Origin of the sequence: Mongoliitalea daihaiensis, assembly GCF_021596945.1 — a bacterium.
Classification (GTDB): Bacteria; Bacteroidota; Bacteroidia; order Cytophagales; family Cyclobacteriaceae; genus Mongoliitalea; species Mongoliitalea daihaiensis.
In genome coordinates this window covers 306263-321341 of the sequence record NZ_CP063779.1, presented here as the reverse complement: position 1 = coordinate 321341, position 15079 = coordinate 306263, and the positions used below count along the sequence as shown (strand labels likewise).

The following is a 15079-nucleotide window of genomic DNA, read 5'->3' as shown; positions in this document are numbered from 1 at the left end:
CTTCTGTATTAAATTTTTTTTCATGGAAAGAAGTGTGCTAGGATTTATTTTCATTGATCAGCGCCTCCAAATAGCTCAAATGCTTGCGAAAAGCTTCTTCACCAGCTGAACTTGCCCTGTAAGAGGTCTGTGGTTTCCGTCCCACGAAGGACTTTTCAACGAGGATGTATGCTTGCTTCTCCAAGTATCTCAGGTGTGAGGCCAGATTTCCATCGGTTACCTCCAATAGTTCCTTGAATGCGTTGAAGTCATAAGATTCATTTACCATCAATACTGACATGATGCGAAGCCGTATAATATTTTCAAATGCTTTGTCATACATAGTCGTAGGATTAGCGGTCATATTTGAGGTGCATCCAGATACCGTAGAAAATATGCATGCCCCCAAATCCTATAGCCCAAAGAATTAAGCTGAAAGAAGGGGCTAGAAAAGCAATTAGTCCCAAAACCGAAATTGTAAGACCCAGTCGTTTGAGTTCTTGGAAGGAATGCTGCGCGGCTTGAATCATCCCAAGGCCATACATCAACAAGCTTAGTCCAGGGATGTAAGTATACAATTCGTTCTTGGCAAAAAGTAGGCAGGCAACAGTTCCAAAGGCTATCGGAATAGCGAGTGCCTCCAAAAATCGAATGGAAGCAGGTGAGGCGAGTTTTTGCCTGGAGGCTTTTTTATGACTCAAAACCCAAGTAATGAGCGCCGCTATTCCAAACATGAGTAAAGAAATTCCTCCCATCCATAATAGCTGAGCATTGGATAAGGTGAGTGCTTCTGGAAAAAGCCAAACATTCCATGATTGGTGAATCACAAAATTGATGGCTGTAATTCCTGCTAGTGCAGTCAGTCCAACGGGGATTCCGGCAATACCACTAAGCGATAGGAAGCGCTTGCTTCGTTCCATCATGGACTTTATTTCGGATAGTTCTTGGTTAGGATTTTTCATCTCAAAGTACTTTGTCTCGCAAAGTAAAAGAGAATTTTCTGCACTTTTAATTTTTACAAAAAAATTCCGTGTTAAAAGAACTTAATTATAATTCATTCGTTACTTTTTGTGTGTTATTTTTAAATATTTGGTCTTGATTTTAATTATCGAAATTATGGGTAACGTTCTACTTCAAAGAATTTGTTTGTTTTTGGTAGCTTTTTTAATTATCAAAAATGATGTGGAGGGGCAGCAGACAAGTTATTTTTCTAATACGAAATCCCTCGATCTATCTACCATCGTGCTGCAAGAAAGTAATTGGGGAGGTCTATTTTTCTTAGTTGACGGGGAACGGATGTCTGCTAATGAAGTAAGAGCCTTGATGAATCAAACTGATTTGAAGGATGATCAGCTAGCAAGAGGGTTGAATACATTTCAGGGAGGTCGTATTTTGAGTTACACGGCACCGGTAGTTGTTTTTGTTAGTTCCATAGGGATGCTAAGCAGTGCTTTGGGAGGGAATCAAGCTGCCTTTAGGACCTACTTTATTGGCTCTATAGCCGGGATTGGGCTTGCAATTGCTGGAAATGTTATGAAGAATAATGGATTTCAAAGTATTGAAGAGGCTACAGATATGTATAATTTTAATTTGCGTTCGACATATTCTACACAGCCCTTTTTATCTATGCGAGGGCAGCATGGATTCTTTGGGCCAAAAATGAGGTATTTTGATGGCAAAATTCCCCTATCAGATGCTCAGTTTGCCAACATCCGAAATAGTAATCCTACATTGGATGTGGATTTGAAACTGAGTGATAAGTACTTTAAGAGAGCAAGAACTTTTGATACGATATCTAATATTGGAACACTGGCATTTATATCTTTCGTGTTGGTTCCTCAGTTTCAATCTTCTGCTCAGAATTCACTTTTATTACCACTCTTTTTGGTTGACGTGACAAGTTTTCGTTTAGCGAATAATTTTCACAGAAAAGCTAGAAATACCACGCGTGTGGCGCTAAATTCATTCAACTTTATGGATTGATTGCGGAGCTTAGTAATGAAAGTCAAATAATTTTGATTCTTTTTTGGTATGCTTTCAAAAAAGCAATATCTTTGTGCCTCATTTCTAACGAGTGATTAAGGAAAATAGCAATACAATGAAAAAAGACATTCATCCTAACTACAGACCAGTCGTATTCTACGATACCTCTAGCGAATATAAGTTTATCACGCAGTCTACTATAGAGACTAGCGAAACAATCGTTTGGGAAGATGGTCAAGAATATCCAGTGTACAAAATCGAGGTTTCTTCTAACTCTCACCCATTCTACACTGGTAAAAAGATGATTTTGGACACCGCTGGTCGTGTGGAAAAATTCAACAGAAGATACTCCAAGAAATAATTTTCTTTTACAGAAAATTTTCAAAAAACTCCCTAGCATGCACTTTAGGGAGTTTTTTTATTCCAATCCCTCAAATAATTCGTCTAGGTCAAGAACAAATCCTTCAATGCATTGGGAAGCTACCTTGTCTCCAAGCGTAAAAAGCTTGGAAGGCACATACGTTGCCTCAGTCAATGAATATACGAGCAATGTTTGTTCATAAGGATGGACGACCCAATATTCTGTAACTCCGCTTTCCTCATATACCTCGTATTTGTTTTGAAGTTCCTTTTTATTGTTGCTAGGGATAAAATTTCCATGATGAGGTCAGGAGCCCCGAGGCAACCCATCTTATCTAACTTAGTGAGATCACAAATAACACAGATATCTGGCTGGACAACTGTCTGGATTTCTTTATCATTATTGGATTGGTAGGGTAGTCTCACATCAAATGGAGCCGCATAAACTTTACAATGCTTATCTGTTAGATGGTTAAAAAGTTTATTAAAAATTCTACCTGATAAATCTTGGTGTGTTCTTAGTTGGGCAGTGGCTGCTTGTCTAAAGACTTTCCCTTTTATAAGTTCGACCATATGATCCAAATCCCATTGCAGATAATTCGCATAGGTATAGCTCCCATATTCTGAATAGGGCTCTTTTACAAGATTGTATGGCTCTTCTTTTTCCATGACACCAATTTACTGAATTTTTGCAGTTGTTGAAAGTCTAAACTACCACTCATTTGACCCTATACATACGAATATACCAAAGGGTTGTTTATTCGCTGGATTAAAGCGGTTGTTTTCTGTGAGACTTTTTTATTTTTGTGCCATGGAGAACTTTGTCTTATTTGACGACCCAGCGATTCGAGGGTCCTTGCTGCCATTTACTTTTACACGTCCAGTGGCAGAAATCCGTGTTGGGATTTTGAAAATTTCCGAAAAGTGGCAGCGCTACTTGGGAGGGAATATCAGCTATCTTACCCAAGAGTATTTGCAGACCAAATTTCCGTTAGTAGGGGCTCAGGAGTGGTGGATCAATGGTGCTTTGTGTCCGGATGATAGGTTGGTGGCTGCCATTCGGCAACTAAAAACTGGTGAGGTTTTGATGCATCAACAACTGATTTTGGCGGCTAAAACTAGCCCACAAGAGTTTTTCTCTATTGAGCAAGCAAAAAATCTTCAGGTACGCGTATATGAAGAATCCATTGTGCTTGTGCAGAAAAATTGGCATATTTTCCAATACAATGGTGCTCAAATCAGACAAGATTTTACCTTGCTAACGAAGGGGCGTACTTCTGCCCCAATCGAAGATACACATACCATTGTCTATCATCCTCAAAATATTTTTATTGAAGAGGGAGCACAGGTAAAAGCTGCTGTGCTCAATGCAGAATCCGGACCTATTTACATTGGTAAGAATTCGGAAATTCAGGAAGGATCTCTTATCCGAGGACCCTTTGCCCTTTGTGAAGGGAGTACTGTTAATATGGGGGCCAAATTGAGAGGTGACACTACGGTTGGTCCATTTTCCAAAGTAGGAGGCGAAGTATCCAATTCGGTGATTTTCGGATATAGCAATAAGGGACACGAAGGGTTTTTGGGCAACTCGGTGATTGGTGAATGGTGTAACCTTGGCGCAGATACCAATACGTCTAATTTAAAAAATAACTATGCGCCAATAAAAGTCTGGGACTATACCAAGGGAGGTTTTACCAATACAGGCTTACAGTTTTGCGGTTTAATGTTAGGCGACCACTCCAAAACAGGTATCAACACGATGTTGAATACGGGTACTGTTGTAGGCGTTGGGGCTTTAATTTTTGGGGATGGCTTTCCAAGGAATTTTATTCCTTCCTTTTCTTGGGGAGGGGCAGCAGGTTTTACCACCTTTCAATTCAGAAAGTTTGAGGAAACTGCCCAGGCAGTCATGAAAAGAAGAAGTTTGGACTTTGATGTCATTGAAAAAGAAATCCTGCTGAAAGTTTTCGAATTGACCAAACATTACCGTATTTGGGATAAAGAAGGCTGATTGATATGTTATTTTCTTCTATACCAGGTTTGCCTGAGGTCAAGCAAAAAATTTTACAGGCTGTTAAAAATGACCATTTGGCACATGCGTTGCTGTTTCATGGACCAGAGGGCTCCCCCAAATTGTCCATGGCACTTGCATTAGCAACGTACCTTCATTGTGAGAACCCACAAGAAGAGGATGCTTGTGGGATTTGTCCATCTTGTCAGCGGATGGGAAAGTTAATTCATCCTGACACCAATTTTGCTATTCCGGTTCCTGGCACGAAGGATGATGAAGACAGTAATGGATCCAAAACAGAAAAAGTAGATTATATAGCTTCTTTTAGAACTTTTGTGCAGCAGTATCCCTACGGAAATGTTTCGGATTGGATATACCATAATAACATTGAAAAAAAGCAGCTGAATATTTCCAAAGCGGCGGCAAAGCAAATTATACAGACGTTATCTTTAAAGTCCTTTGAGGGTGGATTCAAAGTGATGTTGATATGGTGTCCTGAGTTTTTAAATACATCGTCGGCCAATGCTTTATTGAAGATCATCGAAGAACCACCTGCAAAAACCTTGTTTTTTTTAGTGACTTCGCACCCCGACAGATTGTTGACGACAATTTTATCGAGGACACAAAAAATAATGATCCGGGCGTTTTCTGATGAGGAAATTAAGACACACCTCGTTCGGACTGAGCTTTGTTCTACGGAAGTTGCGGTACAGATTGCACCTTTAGCGGACGGAAATATGCGGGAAGCATATCATTTGGTCCATGATATGAAGGATGCTAATACTGCCTTGATCCGGGATTGGTTTAGAGCGTGTTTCTCGTTAGATATCAATGTTATTTTTAAGTTTACAGAAAATTTTGGGTCCACAGATAAAGAAGGTCAAAAATCTATCTTACTCACAGGTATCAATGTTCTGAGAGAAGTTTTGTTGGATAAGTCAGATGTGATTGATTTGAGAAGGAGTTCGGAGGATGATAGGGACTTTATCCATAAATTAGGTGAATTTGTCTTGACTGAGGAAAAAATCATGAAGATGTATACTTTACTCAATGAGGCACATTATCACATAGAGCGGAATGCCAATGTGAAAATCATGTTTGCAGACCTCTCTTTTCAGCTTGCTAGAATTATGAGAGCAAAATCAACGGCATGAGCGAAAAAAAAATCATTGGAAGAAAGGAAAAAATAAGTTTCCCGGATTGGGGGATCAAATCCATCAGTTCTAAAATAGACACAGGTGCCTATACATCGTCTATCCACTGTGACTACTCTGAGGAGCGGGAGGAAGAAGGTGTGAAAGTGCTTTATTTCAAATTGTTATCGATCTTGGATAGACGGTATTCCGGTAAAGAACTGAAGGCTACTTCTTACACACAAAAGCGGGTAAAGAATTCTTTTGGAGAAGCTGAGATTCGTTACAAAGTCAGTACAAAAGTCCGTATGTTTGGGGAGGAATTTGAAGCGGAGTTTACACTCACAGACCGCTCAAAAATGCGGAATGCTGTATTGATCGGAAGGAAACTCATTCACGGAAGGTTTTTGGTGGATGTGTCCCAAGTTCATATCAGCAGTCCTAAAAAAAATAAGCCAACACATAAACAGTAAAGGAGAATCCATCCCTACCTATGAAAATCGCCATTCTTTCCAGAAATCAACATTTGTATTCTACTAGAAGGCTGCAGGAAGCGATTCTTGCTGCTGGTCATGAATCAGTCATTGTGGATCATTTACTGTGCGATTTGATTATCGAGCAAGAAGGTCCTTCCATCATCTACAAAGGGGAGAAGTTAGAGGGCATTGATGCGATTATTCCAAGAATTGGAGCCTCTGTTACATTTTATGGCACAGCCGTAGTCCGTCAGTTTGAATTGATGGGTGCATTTTCTGCGGTACAGTCTGAGGCTATTGTCCGCAGTCGAGATAAGTTGAGAAGTTTGCAGATTTTGTCCAAAGCTGGATTAGGAATGCCCAAGACAGCTTTCACTAATTTTTCAAAAGGAGGAGAAAAGACATTGATTGAACGAGTAGGGGGCGCTCCGCTGATTATCAAGTTGTTGGAAGGAACACAGGGGCTGGGAGTCGTACTTGCAGAAACCAAAAAAGCTGCTCAGTCTGTAATTGAAGCTTTTCATGGATTGAAAGCTCGTATAATTGTACAGGAATTTATCAAAGAGGCAAAAGGAGCTGACATCCGTGCATTTATTGTCAATGGGAAAGTGGTAGGAGCTATGAAGCGTCAAGGTGCTGAGGGTGAGTTTCGTTCCAATTTACATCGTGGAGGCAAGGCCTCAGTTATTCGTTTGTCGAAACAAGAAAGGCTTGCAGCCTTAGGGGCTGCTAAAGCGTTGGGGCTTGATATCGCGGGGGTAGATATGCTTCAATCCGAGCGCGGGCCTTTGATCCTGGAAGTGAATAGCAGTCCTGGCTTGGAAGGAATAGAAAAAGCCACTGCCAATGATATAGCGGGAGACATTGTCCAATACATCGAAGAATCGGTGAAAAAGTTAGCCAAGAAAAAAAGAATCAAACATGAACAAGCAGATCAAAATAGGGACTAGAGGGAGCAAACTGGCACTTTGGCAGGCTTATCATGTTCAAGACTTGTTAAAAAAGCAAGGGCTTGATAGTGAGATAGTGATCATAGATACCAAAGGAGATAAAATTCTCGATGTTTCTATTGCTAAGATTGGAAGTAAAGGAGTGTTTACGGAGGAGCTGGAGGATCAATTGGCCTCAGGAGCTATTGATATCGCGGTGCATAGTGCCAAAGATATGCAATCCTCATTGCCGGAGGGCTTCGAGTTGATTGCATTTACAGAGCGTGAAAAAGTGAATGACATTATTCTCAGCCATCAAAAAGGAATTGATTATAAAGATTCTTCCAAACCGTTATTGCTAGGAACCTCTTCTACCAGAAGGGTAGCCACGCTCAAGCATTTTTATCCACACATTCAAACGGTAGAAGTAAGAGGAAATCTACAGACACGGATTGCTAAGATGGAGTCTGGGGTATGCGATGCCTTGTTATTAGCCTATGCTGGAGCACATCGCATGGGTTACGATGAGATGATTGTAGATGAATTAAGTTTGGAAGAGTTTACTCCCGCCGTAGGGCAAGGATCAGTAGCGATAGAGTCTTCTACTAATCTTGATCCTGAGATCAAGCGACAAATTATAGCGGCTTGTCATCATCAGGAAACAGGCTATCGTTTGGAAGCTGAAAGAGCCTATCTTCGAGTGTTGGAAGGAGGATGCAGTATTCCTGTATTTGGATTGGCCAGTGTGAAATCTCAAGAACTTACCTTAAAAGGAGGAATTGTGAGTCTTGATGGGAGGGAAAGGATTGTTCAGGAAGTTAAAGGAAGTTTTACAAATGCGGTTCAGTTGGGAGAGACGCTTGCTCAGGGGATCTTGAATGCAGGCGGAGATAAAATTTTAAAGGACATTAAAAAAGGATTGAATACATGAGAGCGTTATTAGTAATTTTCTTGGCAGCAATCAGTTTTTCTTGTAGAACAGAAAAAGAATATTTGGTAAAGTTTGAAACCAAGTATGGGGATATGTATGCGGTTTTATTTGATGAAACCCCGAAACACAAAGAGAATTTTGTGAATTTGGCGCAAGCTGGGAGGTTTGACTCTACAGACTTCCATCGGGTAATCAAGGATTTCATGATTCAAGGAGGAGATGTCTTTGGTAAAGAAGGACTTCCTCAGGAAGATTGGTACACTGTACCTGCCGAAATCAAGCCTGGCTTTATTCATGAGAAGGGAATGATAGCAGCTGCTAGAATGGGTAATAATGTCAATCCTGAGCGGAGATCTAGTGGTTCCCAGTTTTACATTGTTCAAGGAAAGGTATACGATCGAAATGAATTGTTAGTAGATATGAAGTTACTATCAGAGTCATTTTTCAAGTATATGCAGTTGGCTAGTAATCGTGAGTTGATGGAAGAATATCAGCGCTTGTATCAAAGTCAGGAGTTTGAAACTATCAATCAAATGATGCTTGCCACCAAATCAGATTTGGAAGCTTTCTACAATATCAACCTTGAAAAAAACATGACCCAACAGCAGATCGATTCATACACGACTGTTGGAGGAACGCCACATTTGGATAATGAATATACCGTATTTGGGAAATTGATCCAAGGATTGGATGTCATGGAGAAAATAGCAGAAGTAGAAACAGGTCCACGGGATAAGCCAATAGATCCGGTTTATATGAAAGTAAGCGTATCGCAAGTTTCTAAATCCAAAATCACCAAAGACTTTGGATATGAATTTGGAAAATGAACGCATTGAAACAGTCCTGATTACAGGGGCCAATGGGCTTTTGGGGCATAAATTGGTAGGGCTCCTTGTACAGAGAGATCAAGTGAAGGTAGTTGCTACAGGTCTAGGTTGCAGTAGGCTACCAGATAGCTATCAGGGATACTATGAATGGGAGACTATGGATATCACTTCTGAGGAGGAGGTATTTAGGGTTTTTGAACTGTATAAGCCTACAGTGGTCATTCATGCGGCTGCGATTACACAGGCAGATATCTGCGAAGAGCAACAAGATGAGGCGTACGCAGTCAATGTACAGGGAACAGCTTACCTGATCAATGCCGCAGCACAATTCCAGTCTTATTTTATTTTTTTATCAACGGATTTTGTTTTTGATGGAGAGAATGGCCCCTATGCAGAAGAAGATACTCCTTGTCCTGTTAACTATTACGGTGAGACCAAATTAGCAGCTGAACAATTGCTTCAAAACAGTCAGTTGAACTGGGCTATTGCCCGAACAGTATTGGTATATGGTGTTGCGGAAGGCCTAAGTCGGAGTAATATCATTCTGTGGGTACGTGCATCATTGATGGCAGGTAAAACTATTCAAGTGGTAACCGATCAAATTAGAACTCCTACCTTGGTAGAGGATTTGGCTGATGCTTGTTTTTTGATGATGGTGCATCGATCCAAAGGAATTTTTCATGTTTCTGGAGCAGATGTATTGACACCTTTCCAAATGGCAACCTTGACGGCAGATTATTTTGGGCTGGATAAAAGATTATTAATTCCTGTGAATTCGGCTACATTTACACAATCGGCAAAGAGACCGCTCAAAACAGGTTTTATTATCCAAAAAGTTCAAAATGAGTTGGATTTTGAACCCAAAAGTTTTACTAGCGGAATTGGTATTTTGGCAAAACAACTTAAATTAGCCGATTCTTAAAATTAAATAAATTTATAAATCACACTTACTTCGTAACGTATGGCAATGAATGCAGATACCCAAGGAAGAGGCCAATGGGGTTCCAGCTTGGGTTTTATTATGGCGGCTGCCGGTTCAGCAGTAGGACTTGGAAACATTTGGAGATTTCCATACCTCACAGGTGAGAATGGCGGCGGTGCTTTTGTTTTTGTATATGCAATTTGTGTTCTTTTGATAGGACTTCCTCTCTTGCTCAACGAGATTGCATTGGGAAGGATATCCGGAAAAAACCCAATCGGGGCGATTCGAGGAACAGGTGGGAATAAATTTTGGCAGTTGGCTGGGGTCTTATGTATCCTTGTATGTTTCTGTGTATTGAGTTATTATTCCGTAATTGCTGGGTGGACGATTGGGTATATTTTTACTGAATTGATAAATATTCCAGTAGATTTTGAGGATTTTCAGCAGACACCAATGTATGTCATTCCTTTGTGTTTCGCATTTATTTTAATGACAATTGCGGTTGTACTGGGTGGTGTATCTGGTGGGATTGAAAAAGCAGCGAAATTTTTGATGCCGATTCTTTTTATCATCATTATATTCATTGCTGGTAGAGCGGTCACCTTGGAAGGTGCAAGTGCAGGTATTGAATATTATTTGAAGCCTGATTTTTCCAAAATCAGTGGTAAGGTAGTATTGGCTGCACTCGGTCAGGCATTTTTCTCTATGTCTGTAGGATGGGGGTTGATGATTACCTTTGGTTCTTATTTACCTAAGAGCAGCAATATTGTACAGTCTTCTGGTTGGATTGCGGGTATGGATAGCACAGTAGCATTACTTGGTGGTTTGATGGTATTCCCTGCGCTATTTGCCTTGCTTCCAGGAAAGGATCCTGCGGGTGGTCCTGCCTTGGTTTTTGAGGTGTTGCCAAAAGTGTTTGATGCCATGCCAGGAGGGAACTTCATCGGTGCCTTATTCTTTTTGTTATTATTGGTTGCTGCTTTGACATCTTCTATTTCTATGTTGGAAGTGCCAGTAGCTTACTTTATAGATGAAAGAAAGTGGAGTAGAAAAAAGGCCGCTTGGACCATAGGTATTGCTGCTATGGCGCTGTCTATACCTTCTGCGCTTTCTTCTATAGAAGGGAATTTTTTCCAGTCTCTTACACTGAAGTTTGGAGGCAATGAACAAATGGGCTTCTTCTCTATCATGGACTTCTTGTTTGGGACCTTTGCTGTCGTATTGATATGTTTTATGCTTGCTTTGTACACAGGATGGGCTAAAAAAATCGGTGACTTTGCCAATGAGTTGGCTATGGGAGCTCCCGGATTCAAAGGGCCTTACCGTAAAGCTTGGATTTTCTTTATCAAGTGGGTATGTCCAATCGTGATAGCACTCGTTTTATTAGATACCTTGGGTGCCTTTGGAGAGCCACAAGAGGGCGGTTGATCATTTAATTTTGGAACAAAAAAGAGAGGCTAGCCTCTCTTTTTTGTTTTTTATGATACTATATTTGGTTTTCATGCTAAAAAATATGTAATTTACATGTATATTTTTTTGTTCGTTTACCAAATAAAAGTAACACATATGAAAGTTCTAGTAGTTGATGATGATGCAGTAGCTAGATTAATCCTTAAAAAGGTTTTCGAAAAAGAAAACCATACGGTTTTTACAGCATGTGATGGTATTGAGGCTTTAGAAATTTTAGCCGTAGAAAAAGATTTTAATGTGGTGATTACAGATATTATGATGCCCAATATGGACGGATTGATGCTTTTAAGTGAAATCAAAAAATCATCTAAAATGCGATCTATTCCTATCATTGGGTTCACCGCTGGAAATATTGAAGTTTATAAAAGGAAAAGCAAAGATTCGTTTGATGAATTGCTTCCAAAACCAATGGATTTTTATCAATTATACAATATTGCAAGAGAACATGCGAGAGACTAAAATCTTTTACTAGTTATTTTTTTCACTTTTTGTTACCTTAGCATATGTCACAATGATAATTATTATGAAAAGATTAGGTTTTACCATAGTTGCTATGTTTGTGAGTTTTGGGCTTTATGCTCAAGATTTTTCAATTGGCCCAAAAGTAGGGGTGTCCCAAAGTAATATTTCTGTGAGTGGAGATGGTTTCGAATCAGGTGAAGCTACTCTTGGGTACCACGTGGGTGCTTTTATACGCATGGGGGGATCATCAATATATGTTCAACCTGAATTTTTGTATACGAATACAGGAGGAACCATCATTCAGAAAAATGCAAATTCCGTAGATGCCACTATAGATGCAAACTTTAATCGATTGGATATCCCATTTATGGTTGGATTTAAATTAGCCAAAGTTTTCAGGATTCAAGCAGGTCCAATTGCATCAATCTTGTTGGATTACACACTTAATGATGCTTTGAACGTAGCTCAGGATGTAGATTACAAATCATCTACGCTTGGTTATCAAGCTGGAATTGGCTTTGATTTAGGGAATTTGATTTTAGATTTAAAGTACGAAAACTCATTAGGGAAGATTTCCCAAAGCATCGCTGGATTTAACACAGATCAGCGTCAAAACCAATTAATGGTTTCAGCGGGTTTCCGTTTGTTTTAATATGTAAATAGATATAAAAAAAGCCTGACAATTGGGGTAACCAATTGTCAGGCTTTTTTTTATAAGAGTTTATCATTTAATTGATATCAAAAGTTTTTTCTATAAGCTCGCCCGTATGATTCGTGATTCTTATCCTATATTTTCCTTTTGGAATACTTGTTTCTATCTGCCAAGAAGTCACATTCACGCCTTTTACCCCTTCCACTGTCCAAGCCTGTATTGATTCACCCTTGTCATTTTGAATTTCGAGGGAAACGGATGATGCATTTGGAAGGAAAAACAAAACTGCCTGTTCGTTTCTTCTGCCAGACATGCCCGTCCATCGAGGATTGATCCGGACATTATCTGCTTTTAAGATGGCAAAGGAACTTTTCTCATTTTTGATGCTATGTAAGATGTCCAGATTTACGATGTAGACACTTCTTCCATGGGTTCCTATGACCAAGTCATTGGCTTTGGGTTGTATAACCATGTCATAGATTGCAACATTTGGTAGATTCCCTTGAAATAGATCCCACGCTTTCCCACCATCTATGCTAATATAAAGTCCATGATCTGTACCTAGGTATAGAGTTTCGGCGTCTTTCAAGTCTTCTTTAATGACATTAGTAGCTTCCATTGGTAGGTTTGCCTTAATACTTGTCCATGTTTTTCCATAATCTCTGCTTTTAAAAACATAGGCTTGGAAGTCATCAAACCGGTACCCTGTTAATGTCAAATATACCACTCCTTCCTGATGGGCAGATGGGCTAACACTGCTTATCCATCTTCCGGCAGGTAAGCCTTTGCTAATATCTATCCAGTTTTTTCCATGGTCACGTGTGATCCATATATTTCCATCGTCAGAGCCTGCATAGAGTGTTCCAAACTCTAGAGGAGATTCCTCCACAACGGTTAGTGTAGCAAAAGGTACATTACCGCTTTTTTGATTTTTGGTTAAGTCTGGAGATATCGTTTCCCAAGTATCTCCTCTATCCAAGGATCGATATACGTATTGGGATCCCATGTAAAAAATATCTTGATTGTGTTTGCTTAAGACTGCTGGTGTTCTCCAGTTCCAGCGGTTAGGTGATCTACCAATGTCATGTCCTGGTGTAACTGATTTCCGTTCTCCCGTTTTTGTATTGATTCGGAAGTAATTTCCAAATTGAAATCCTGTGTATACGATATCATTTGTGCGGGTATCAACGGCTACTACCATTCCATCACCCCCCATCAAAGAACTCCAAACATCAGATGGTTTTCCAGTGGATTTGCTATACCATACGCCATTGTCCTGCATCCCTCCATAAATATTATAAGGCTCATTTTCATCCACCATAATGGAATAAAATTGGCTGATGGTCAATTCTGTATTCAAATGCTCCCAGCGTTCGCCTCCTCCATAGGATCGATAAAGGCCACCATCTGTCCCTAAAAGGATGTGCTGACTATCTTGAGGGTTGATCCACATGGCTTGATGATCTGAGTGTACATTTCCTACAGTATCTGATAATGCGAAAGTTTTTCCCCCATCTCTAGAAACCAGTAAAGGTACTCCCAATACAAAAAGCTCATCAGGATTGCTTGTACTTGCCCGGACTTCTCCGAAATAATAACCATAGGTATTATAAAGGCGGGATAAGTCACTTTCACTGACTTTTTTCCATGATTGACCGCTGTCCTCGGAGCGATAGACTTCTGCTCCAATTACACTGGAGTTTAAAATAGCCGCATTTGCGTCTAGCCCGCCACCATTATAAACAGCGATTTGTTGTGTGTTGATTTTCCCTTGTGCAAGTAAGCGCTTAACAGAAGCCGCATTGTATTTGGTTGCAAATCGGTTGCTACGGAGGAAACGATCCAATTTGGCATTGTCCAAATTCTGAACGTCTGCAGCACTCATATTTTGAAAACTATCAAAACTGAGTTCGTCCGCATTTCTGGTACCCACTGGTCGGGGTGATTCCCTTGTTTCGGTTCGCTGGTTATCATGCAATGCGTATACAATATTGGGTTGGCTCATGCTGAAATCGAAGCCAATTCTTCCTACAAATTCATCCGTCGGGAATCCTGCTGTCGATTGCTGCCAAGTTTCTCCACCATCTTCCGATCTCCAAATTCCCGAGCCTTTCCCATTACCAATAAAATCATGGGATTGCCTGAATCGCTCCCAAGTTGCTGCCAATAGGTGGTTCGGATTGCTAGAATCCACTTTAATATCGATTACACCTGTGTTAGTATTGATAAATAAGGTTCGCTTCCATGTTTTTCCACCATCGGTGGTTTTATAAAGTCCTCGTTCTTCATTAGTCGAATAGAGGGAACCCATAGAACCTACCCACACAATATCAGGATTGGTTGGGTGGATTTGAATTTGACCAATATGTTGGGAGAATCCAAGTCCCATATGTTGCCAAGTTTGTCCAGCATCGGTAGACTTATACACACCTGCACCGGCGTAGGTGGACCTACTGGAGTTATTTTCACCTGTACCAACCCAAAGGATGTTATTGTTGCTTTTAGAAAGGGCCATGTCTCCAATACCTAGCGCTCCTTGATGGTCAAATATTGGTGCAAATGACTGACCATTGTCGCTTGTCTTCCATACCCCACCGGAAGCTGCGGCGATGTAGAAGGTCTTATAGTCATTGCTGACCTCTATGTCCACCACACGTCCACTCATATTGGTAGGGCCTACATTTCTAGCTGGATAATTTAGAAAGGGGCTATCTGCAAGCATCTGTTGATGTATTTCAACCGCCTCCTTTAATTCTTTGGCAGACGTGGGTTTGATTTCTTGGGCGAGGGCTGTAGAAATGCCCATCATTCCCCATACAAAAATCGGAAAAGAAATTTTCAAGTATAGTTTGATCATAGTCGATGAATTTATCAATTGAAATATAAGAAATTAGGCAAATTAAATTGCTTAAAAAAGGCTGAAAGACCAATTCTTTGGATAATT

Annotated in this window: 15 protein-coding genes and 1 pseudogene; 12 read left to right on the top strand and 4 right to left on the bottom strand. The window is 40.2% G+C overall.

Going from position 1 to position 15079, the window contains the following annotated elements; all coding sequences use genetic code 11:
* Positions 1-37: 37 nt before the first annotated feature.
* The gene (locus tag IPZ59_RS01080; RefSeq protein WP_236138043.1) at positions 38-343 is read right to left on the bottom strand and encodes a winged helix-turn-helix domain-containing protein; all 306 of its coding nucleotides are present in this window, start codon (positions 341-343) and stop codon (positions 38-40) included.
* Entirely contained in the window at positions 333-941 is a 609-nt protein-coding gene (locus IPZ59_RS01075) for a hypothetical protein (RefSeq protein WP_236138042.1), read from the bottom strand. The genes IPZ59_RS01080 and IPZ59_RS01075 overlap by 11 nt, the downstream gene beginning before the upstream one ends.
* Before the next feature lie 154 nt (positions 942-1095).
* On the opposite strand from IPZ59_RS01075, the gene IPZ59_RS01070 reads away from it, so the two are divergent.
* Together IPZ59_RS01070 and IPZ59_RS01065 are read left to right on the top strand one after the other, a co-directional pair.
* Entirely contained in the window at positions 1096-1962 is an 867-nt protein-coding gene (locus tag IPZ59_RS01070; protein WP_236138041.1) for a hypothetical protein, read from the top strand.
* Between the two features lie 115 nt (positions 1963-2077).
* Positions 2078-2323: a type B 50S ribosomal protein L31 gene (locus IPZ59_RS01065; RefSeq protein WP_236138040.1), complete on the top strand. Its 246-nt coding sequence runs from the start codon at positions 2078-2080 to the stop codon at positions 2321-2323.
* A 57-nt stretch (positions 2324-2380) separates the two neighbouring features.
* Here IPZ59_RS01065 and IPZ59_RS01060 read toward each other — a convergent pair.
* Positions 2381-2991 (bottom strand): annotated as a pseudogene (locus tag IPZ59_RS01060) (Uma2 family endonuclease).
* A gap of 142 nt (positions 2992-3133) precedes the next feature.
* Here IPZ59_RS01060 and IPZ59_RS01055 point away from each other — a divergent pair.
* From IPZ59_RS01055 to IPZ59_RS01010, 10 genes are all read left to right on the top strand, one after another.
* Entirely contained in the window at positions 3134-4333 is a 1200-nt protein-coding gene (locus IPZ59_RS01055) for a GlmU family protein (protein ID WP_236138039.1), read from the top strand.
* Positions 4334-4338: 5 nt separating this feature from the next.
* The gene (locus IPZ59_RS01050) at positions 4339-5487 is read left to right on the top strand and encodes a DNA polymerase III subunit (protein ID WP_236138038.1); all 1149 of its coding nucleotides are present in this window, start codon (positions 4339-4341) and stop codon (positions 5485-5487) included.
* Entirely contained in the window at positions 5484-5939 is a 456-nt protein-coding gene (locus tag IPZ59_RS01045) for an ATP-dependent zinc protease family protein (protein WP_236138037.1), read from the top strand. Before IPZ59_RS01050 ends, IPZ59_RS01045 begins: the two co-directional genes overlap by 4 nt.
* Before the next feature lie 20 nt (positions 5940-5959).
* Entirely contained in the window at positions 5960-6892 is a 933-nt protein-coding gene (gene rimK / locus IPZ59_RS01040) for a 30S ribosomal protein S6--L-glutamate ligase (protein ID WP_236138036.1), read from the top strand.
* Positions 6864-7802, top strand: a complete 939-nt coding sequence (gene hemC / locus IPZ59_RS01035) for a hydroxymethylbilane synthase (RefSeq protein WP_236138035.1) — start codon at positions 6864-6866, stop codon at positions 7800-7802. The genes rimK and hemC overlap by 29 nt, the downstream gene beginning before the upstream one ends.
* The gene (locus IPZ59_RS01030; RefSeq protein WP_236138034.1) at positions 7799-8629 is read left to right on the top strand and encodes a peptidylprolyl isomerase; all 831 of its coding nucleotides are present in this window, start codon (positions 7799-7801) and stop codon (positions 8627-8629) included. Before hemC ends, IPZ59_RS01030 begins: the two co-directional genes overlap by 4 nt.
* The gene (locus IPZ59_RS01025; protein WP_236138033.1) at positions 8613-9551 is read left to right on the top strand and encodes an SDR family oxidoreductase; all 939 of its coding nucleotides are present in this window, start codon (positions 8613-8615) and stop codon (positions 9549-9551) included. Before IPZ59_RS01030 ends, IPZ59_RS01025 begins: the two co-directional genes overlap by 17 nt.
* Before the next feature lie 39 nt (positions 9552-9590).
* A complete protein-coding gene (locus tag IPZ59_RS01020) occupies positions 9591-10979 on the top strand; it encodes a sodium-dependent transporter (protein WP_236138032.1) in 1389 nt (462 codons plus the stop codon).
* Positions 10980-11117: 138 nt separating this feature from the next.
* A complete protein-coding gene (locus IPZ59_RS01015; protein ID WP_236138031.1) occupies positions 11118-11480 on the top strand; it encodes a response regulator in 363 nt (120 codons plus the stop codon).
* Positions 11481-11544: 64 nt separating this feature from the next.
* Positions 11545-12135 carry a porin family protein gene (locus tag IPZ59_RS01010; protein ID WP_236138030.1) on the top strand — a complete coding sequence of 197 codons (591 nt, stop codon included), beginning with the start codon at positions 11545-11547 and terminating at the stop codon, positions 12133-12135.
* 76 nt (positions 12136-12211) lie between these two features.
* Here the strand turns inward: IPZ59_RS01010 and IPZ59_RS01005 are convergent, their stop codons facing one another.
* Positions 12212-14992, bottom strand: a complete 2781-nt coding sequence (locus tag IPZ59_RS01005; protein ID WP_236138029.1) for a WD40/YVTN/BNR-like repeat-containing protein — start codon at positions 14990-14992, stop codon at positions 12212-12214.
* Between the last annotated feature and the right edge of the window lie 87 nt (positions 14993-15079).

Coding starts and splice junctions, on each gene's coding strand:
- hemC (WP_236138035.1), top strand. CDS start 6,864: ATGAACAAGCAGATCAAAATAGGGACTAGAGGGAGCAAACTGGCACTT.
- rimK (WP_236138036.1), top strand. CDS start 5,960: ATGAAAATCGCCATTCTTTCCAGAAATCAACATTTGTATTCTACTAGA.
- IPZ59_RS01020 (WP_236138032.1), top strand. CDS start 9,591: ATGGCAATGAATGCAGATACCCAAGGAAGAGGCCAATGGGGTTCCAGC.
- IPZ59_RS01045 (WP_236138037.1), top strand. CDS start 5,484: ATGAGCGAAAAAAAAATCATTGGAAGAAAGGAAAAAATAAGTTTCCCG.
- IPZ59_RS01025 (WP_236138033.1), top strand. CDS start 8,613: ATGAATTTGGAAAATGAACGCATTGAAACAGTCCTGATTACAGGGGCC.
- IPZ59_RS01050 (WP_236138038.1), top strand. CDS start 4,339: ATGTTATTTTCTTCTATACCAGGTTTGCCTGAGGTCAAGCAAAAAATT.
- IPZ59_RS01030 (WP_236138034.1), top strand. CDS start 7,799: ATGAGAGCGTTATTAGTAATTTTCTTGGCAGCAATCAGTTTTTCTTGT.
- IPZ59_RS01065 (WP_236138040.1), top strand. CDS start 2,078: ATGAAAAAAGACATTCATCCTAACTACAGACCAGTCGTATTCTACGAT.
- IPZ59_RS01070 (WP_236138041.1), top strand. CDS start 1,096: ATGGGTAACGTTCTACTTCAAAGAATTTGTTTGTTTTTGGTAGCTTTT.
- IPZ59_RS01015 (WP_236138031.1), top strand. CDS start 11,118: ATGAAAGTTCTAGTAGTTGATGATGATGCAGTAGCTAGATTAATCCTT.
- IPZ59_RS01055 (WP_236138039.1), top strand. CDS start 3,134: ATGGAGAACTTTGTCTTATTTGACGACCCAGCGATTCGAGGGTCCTTG.
- IPZ59_RS01075 (WP_236138042.1), bottom strand. CDS start 941: ATGAAAAATCCTAACCAAGAACTATCCGAAATAAAGTCCATGATGGAA.
- IPZ59_RS01080 (WP_236138043.1), bottom strand. CDS start 343: ATGACCGCTAATCCTACGACTATGTATGACAAAGCATTTGAAAATATT.
- IPZ59_RS01005 (WP_236138029.1), bottom strand. CDS start 14,992: ATGATCAAACTATACTTGAAAATTTCTTTTCCGATTTTTGTATGGGGA.
- IPZ59_RS01010 (WP_236138030.1), top strand. CDS start 11,545: ATGAAAAGATTAGGTTTTACCATAGTTGCTATGTTTGTGAGTTTTGGG.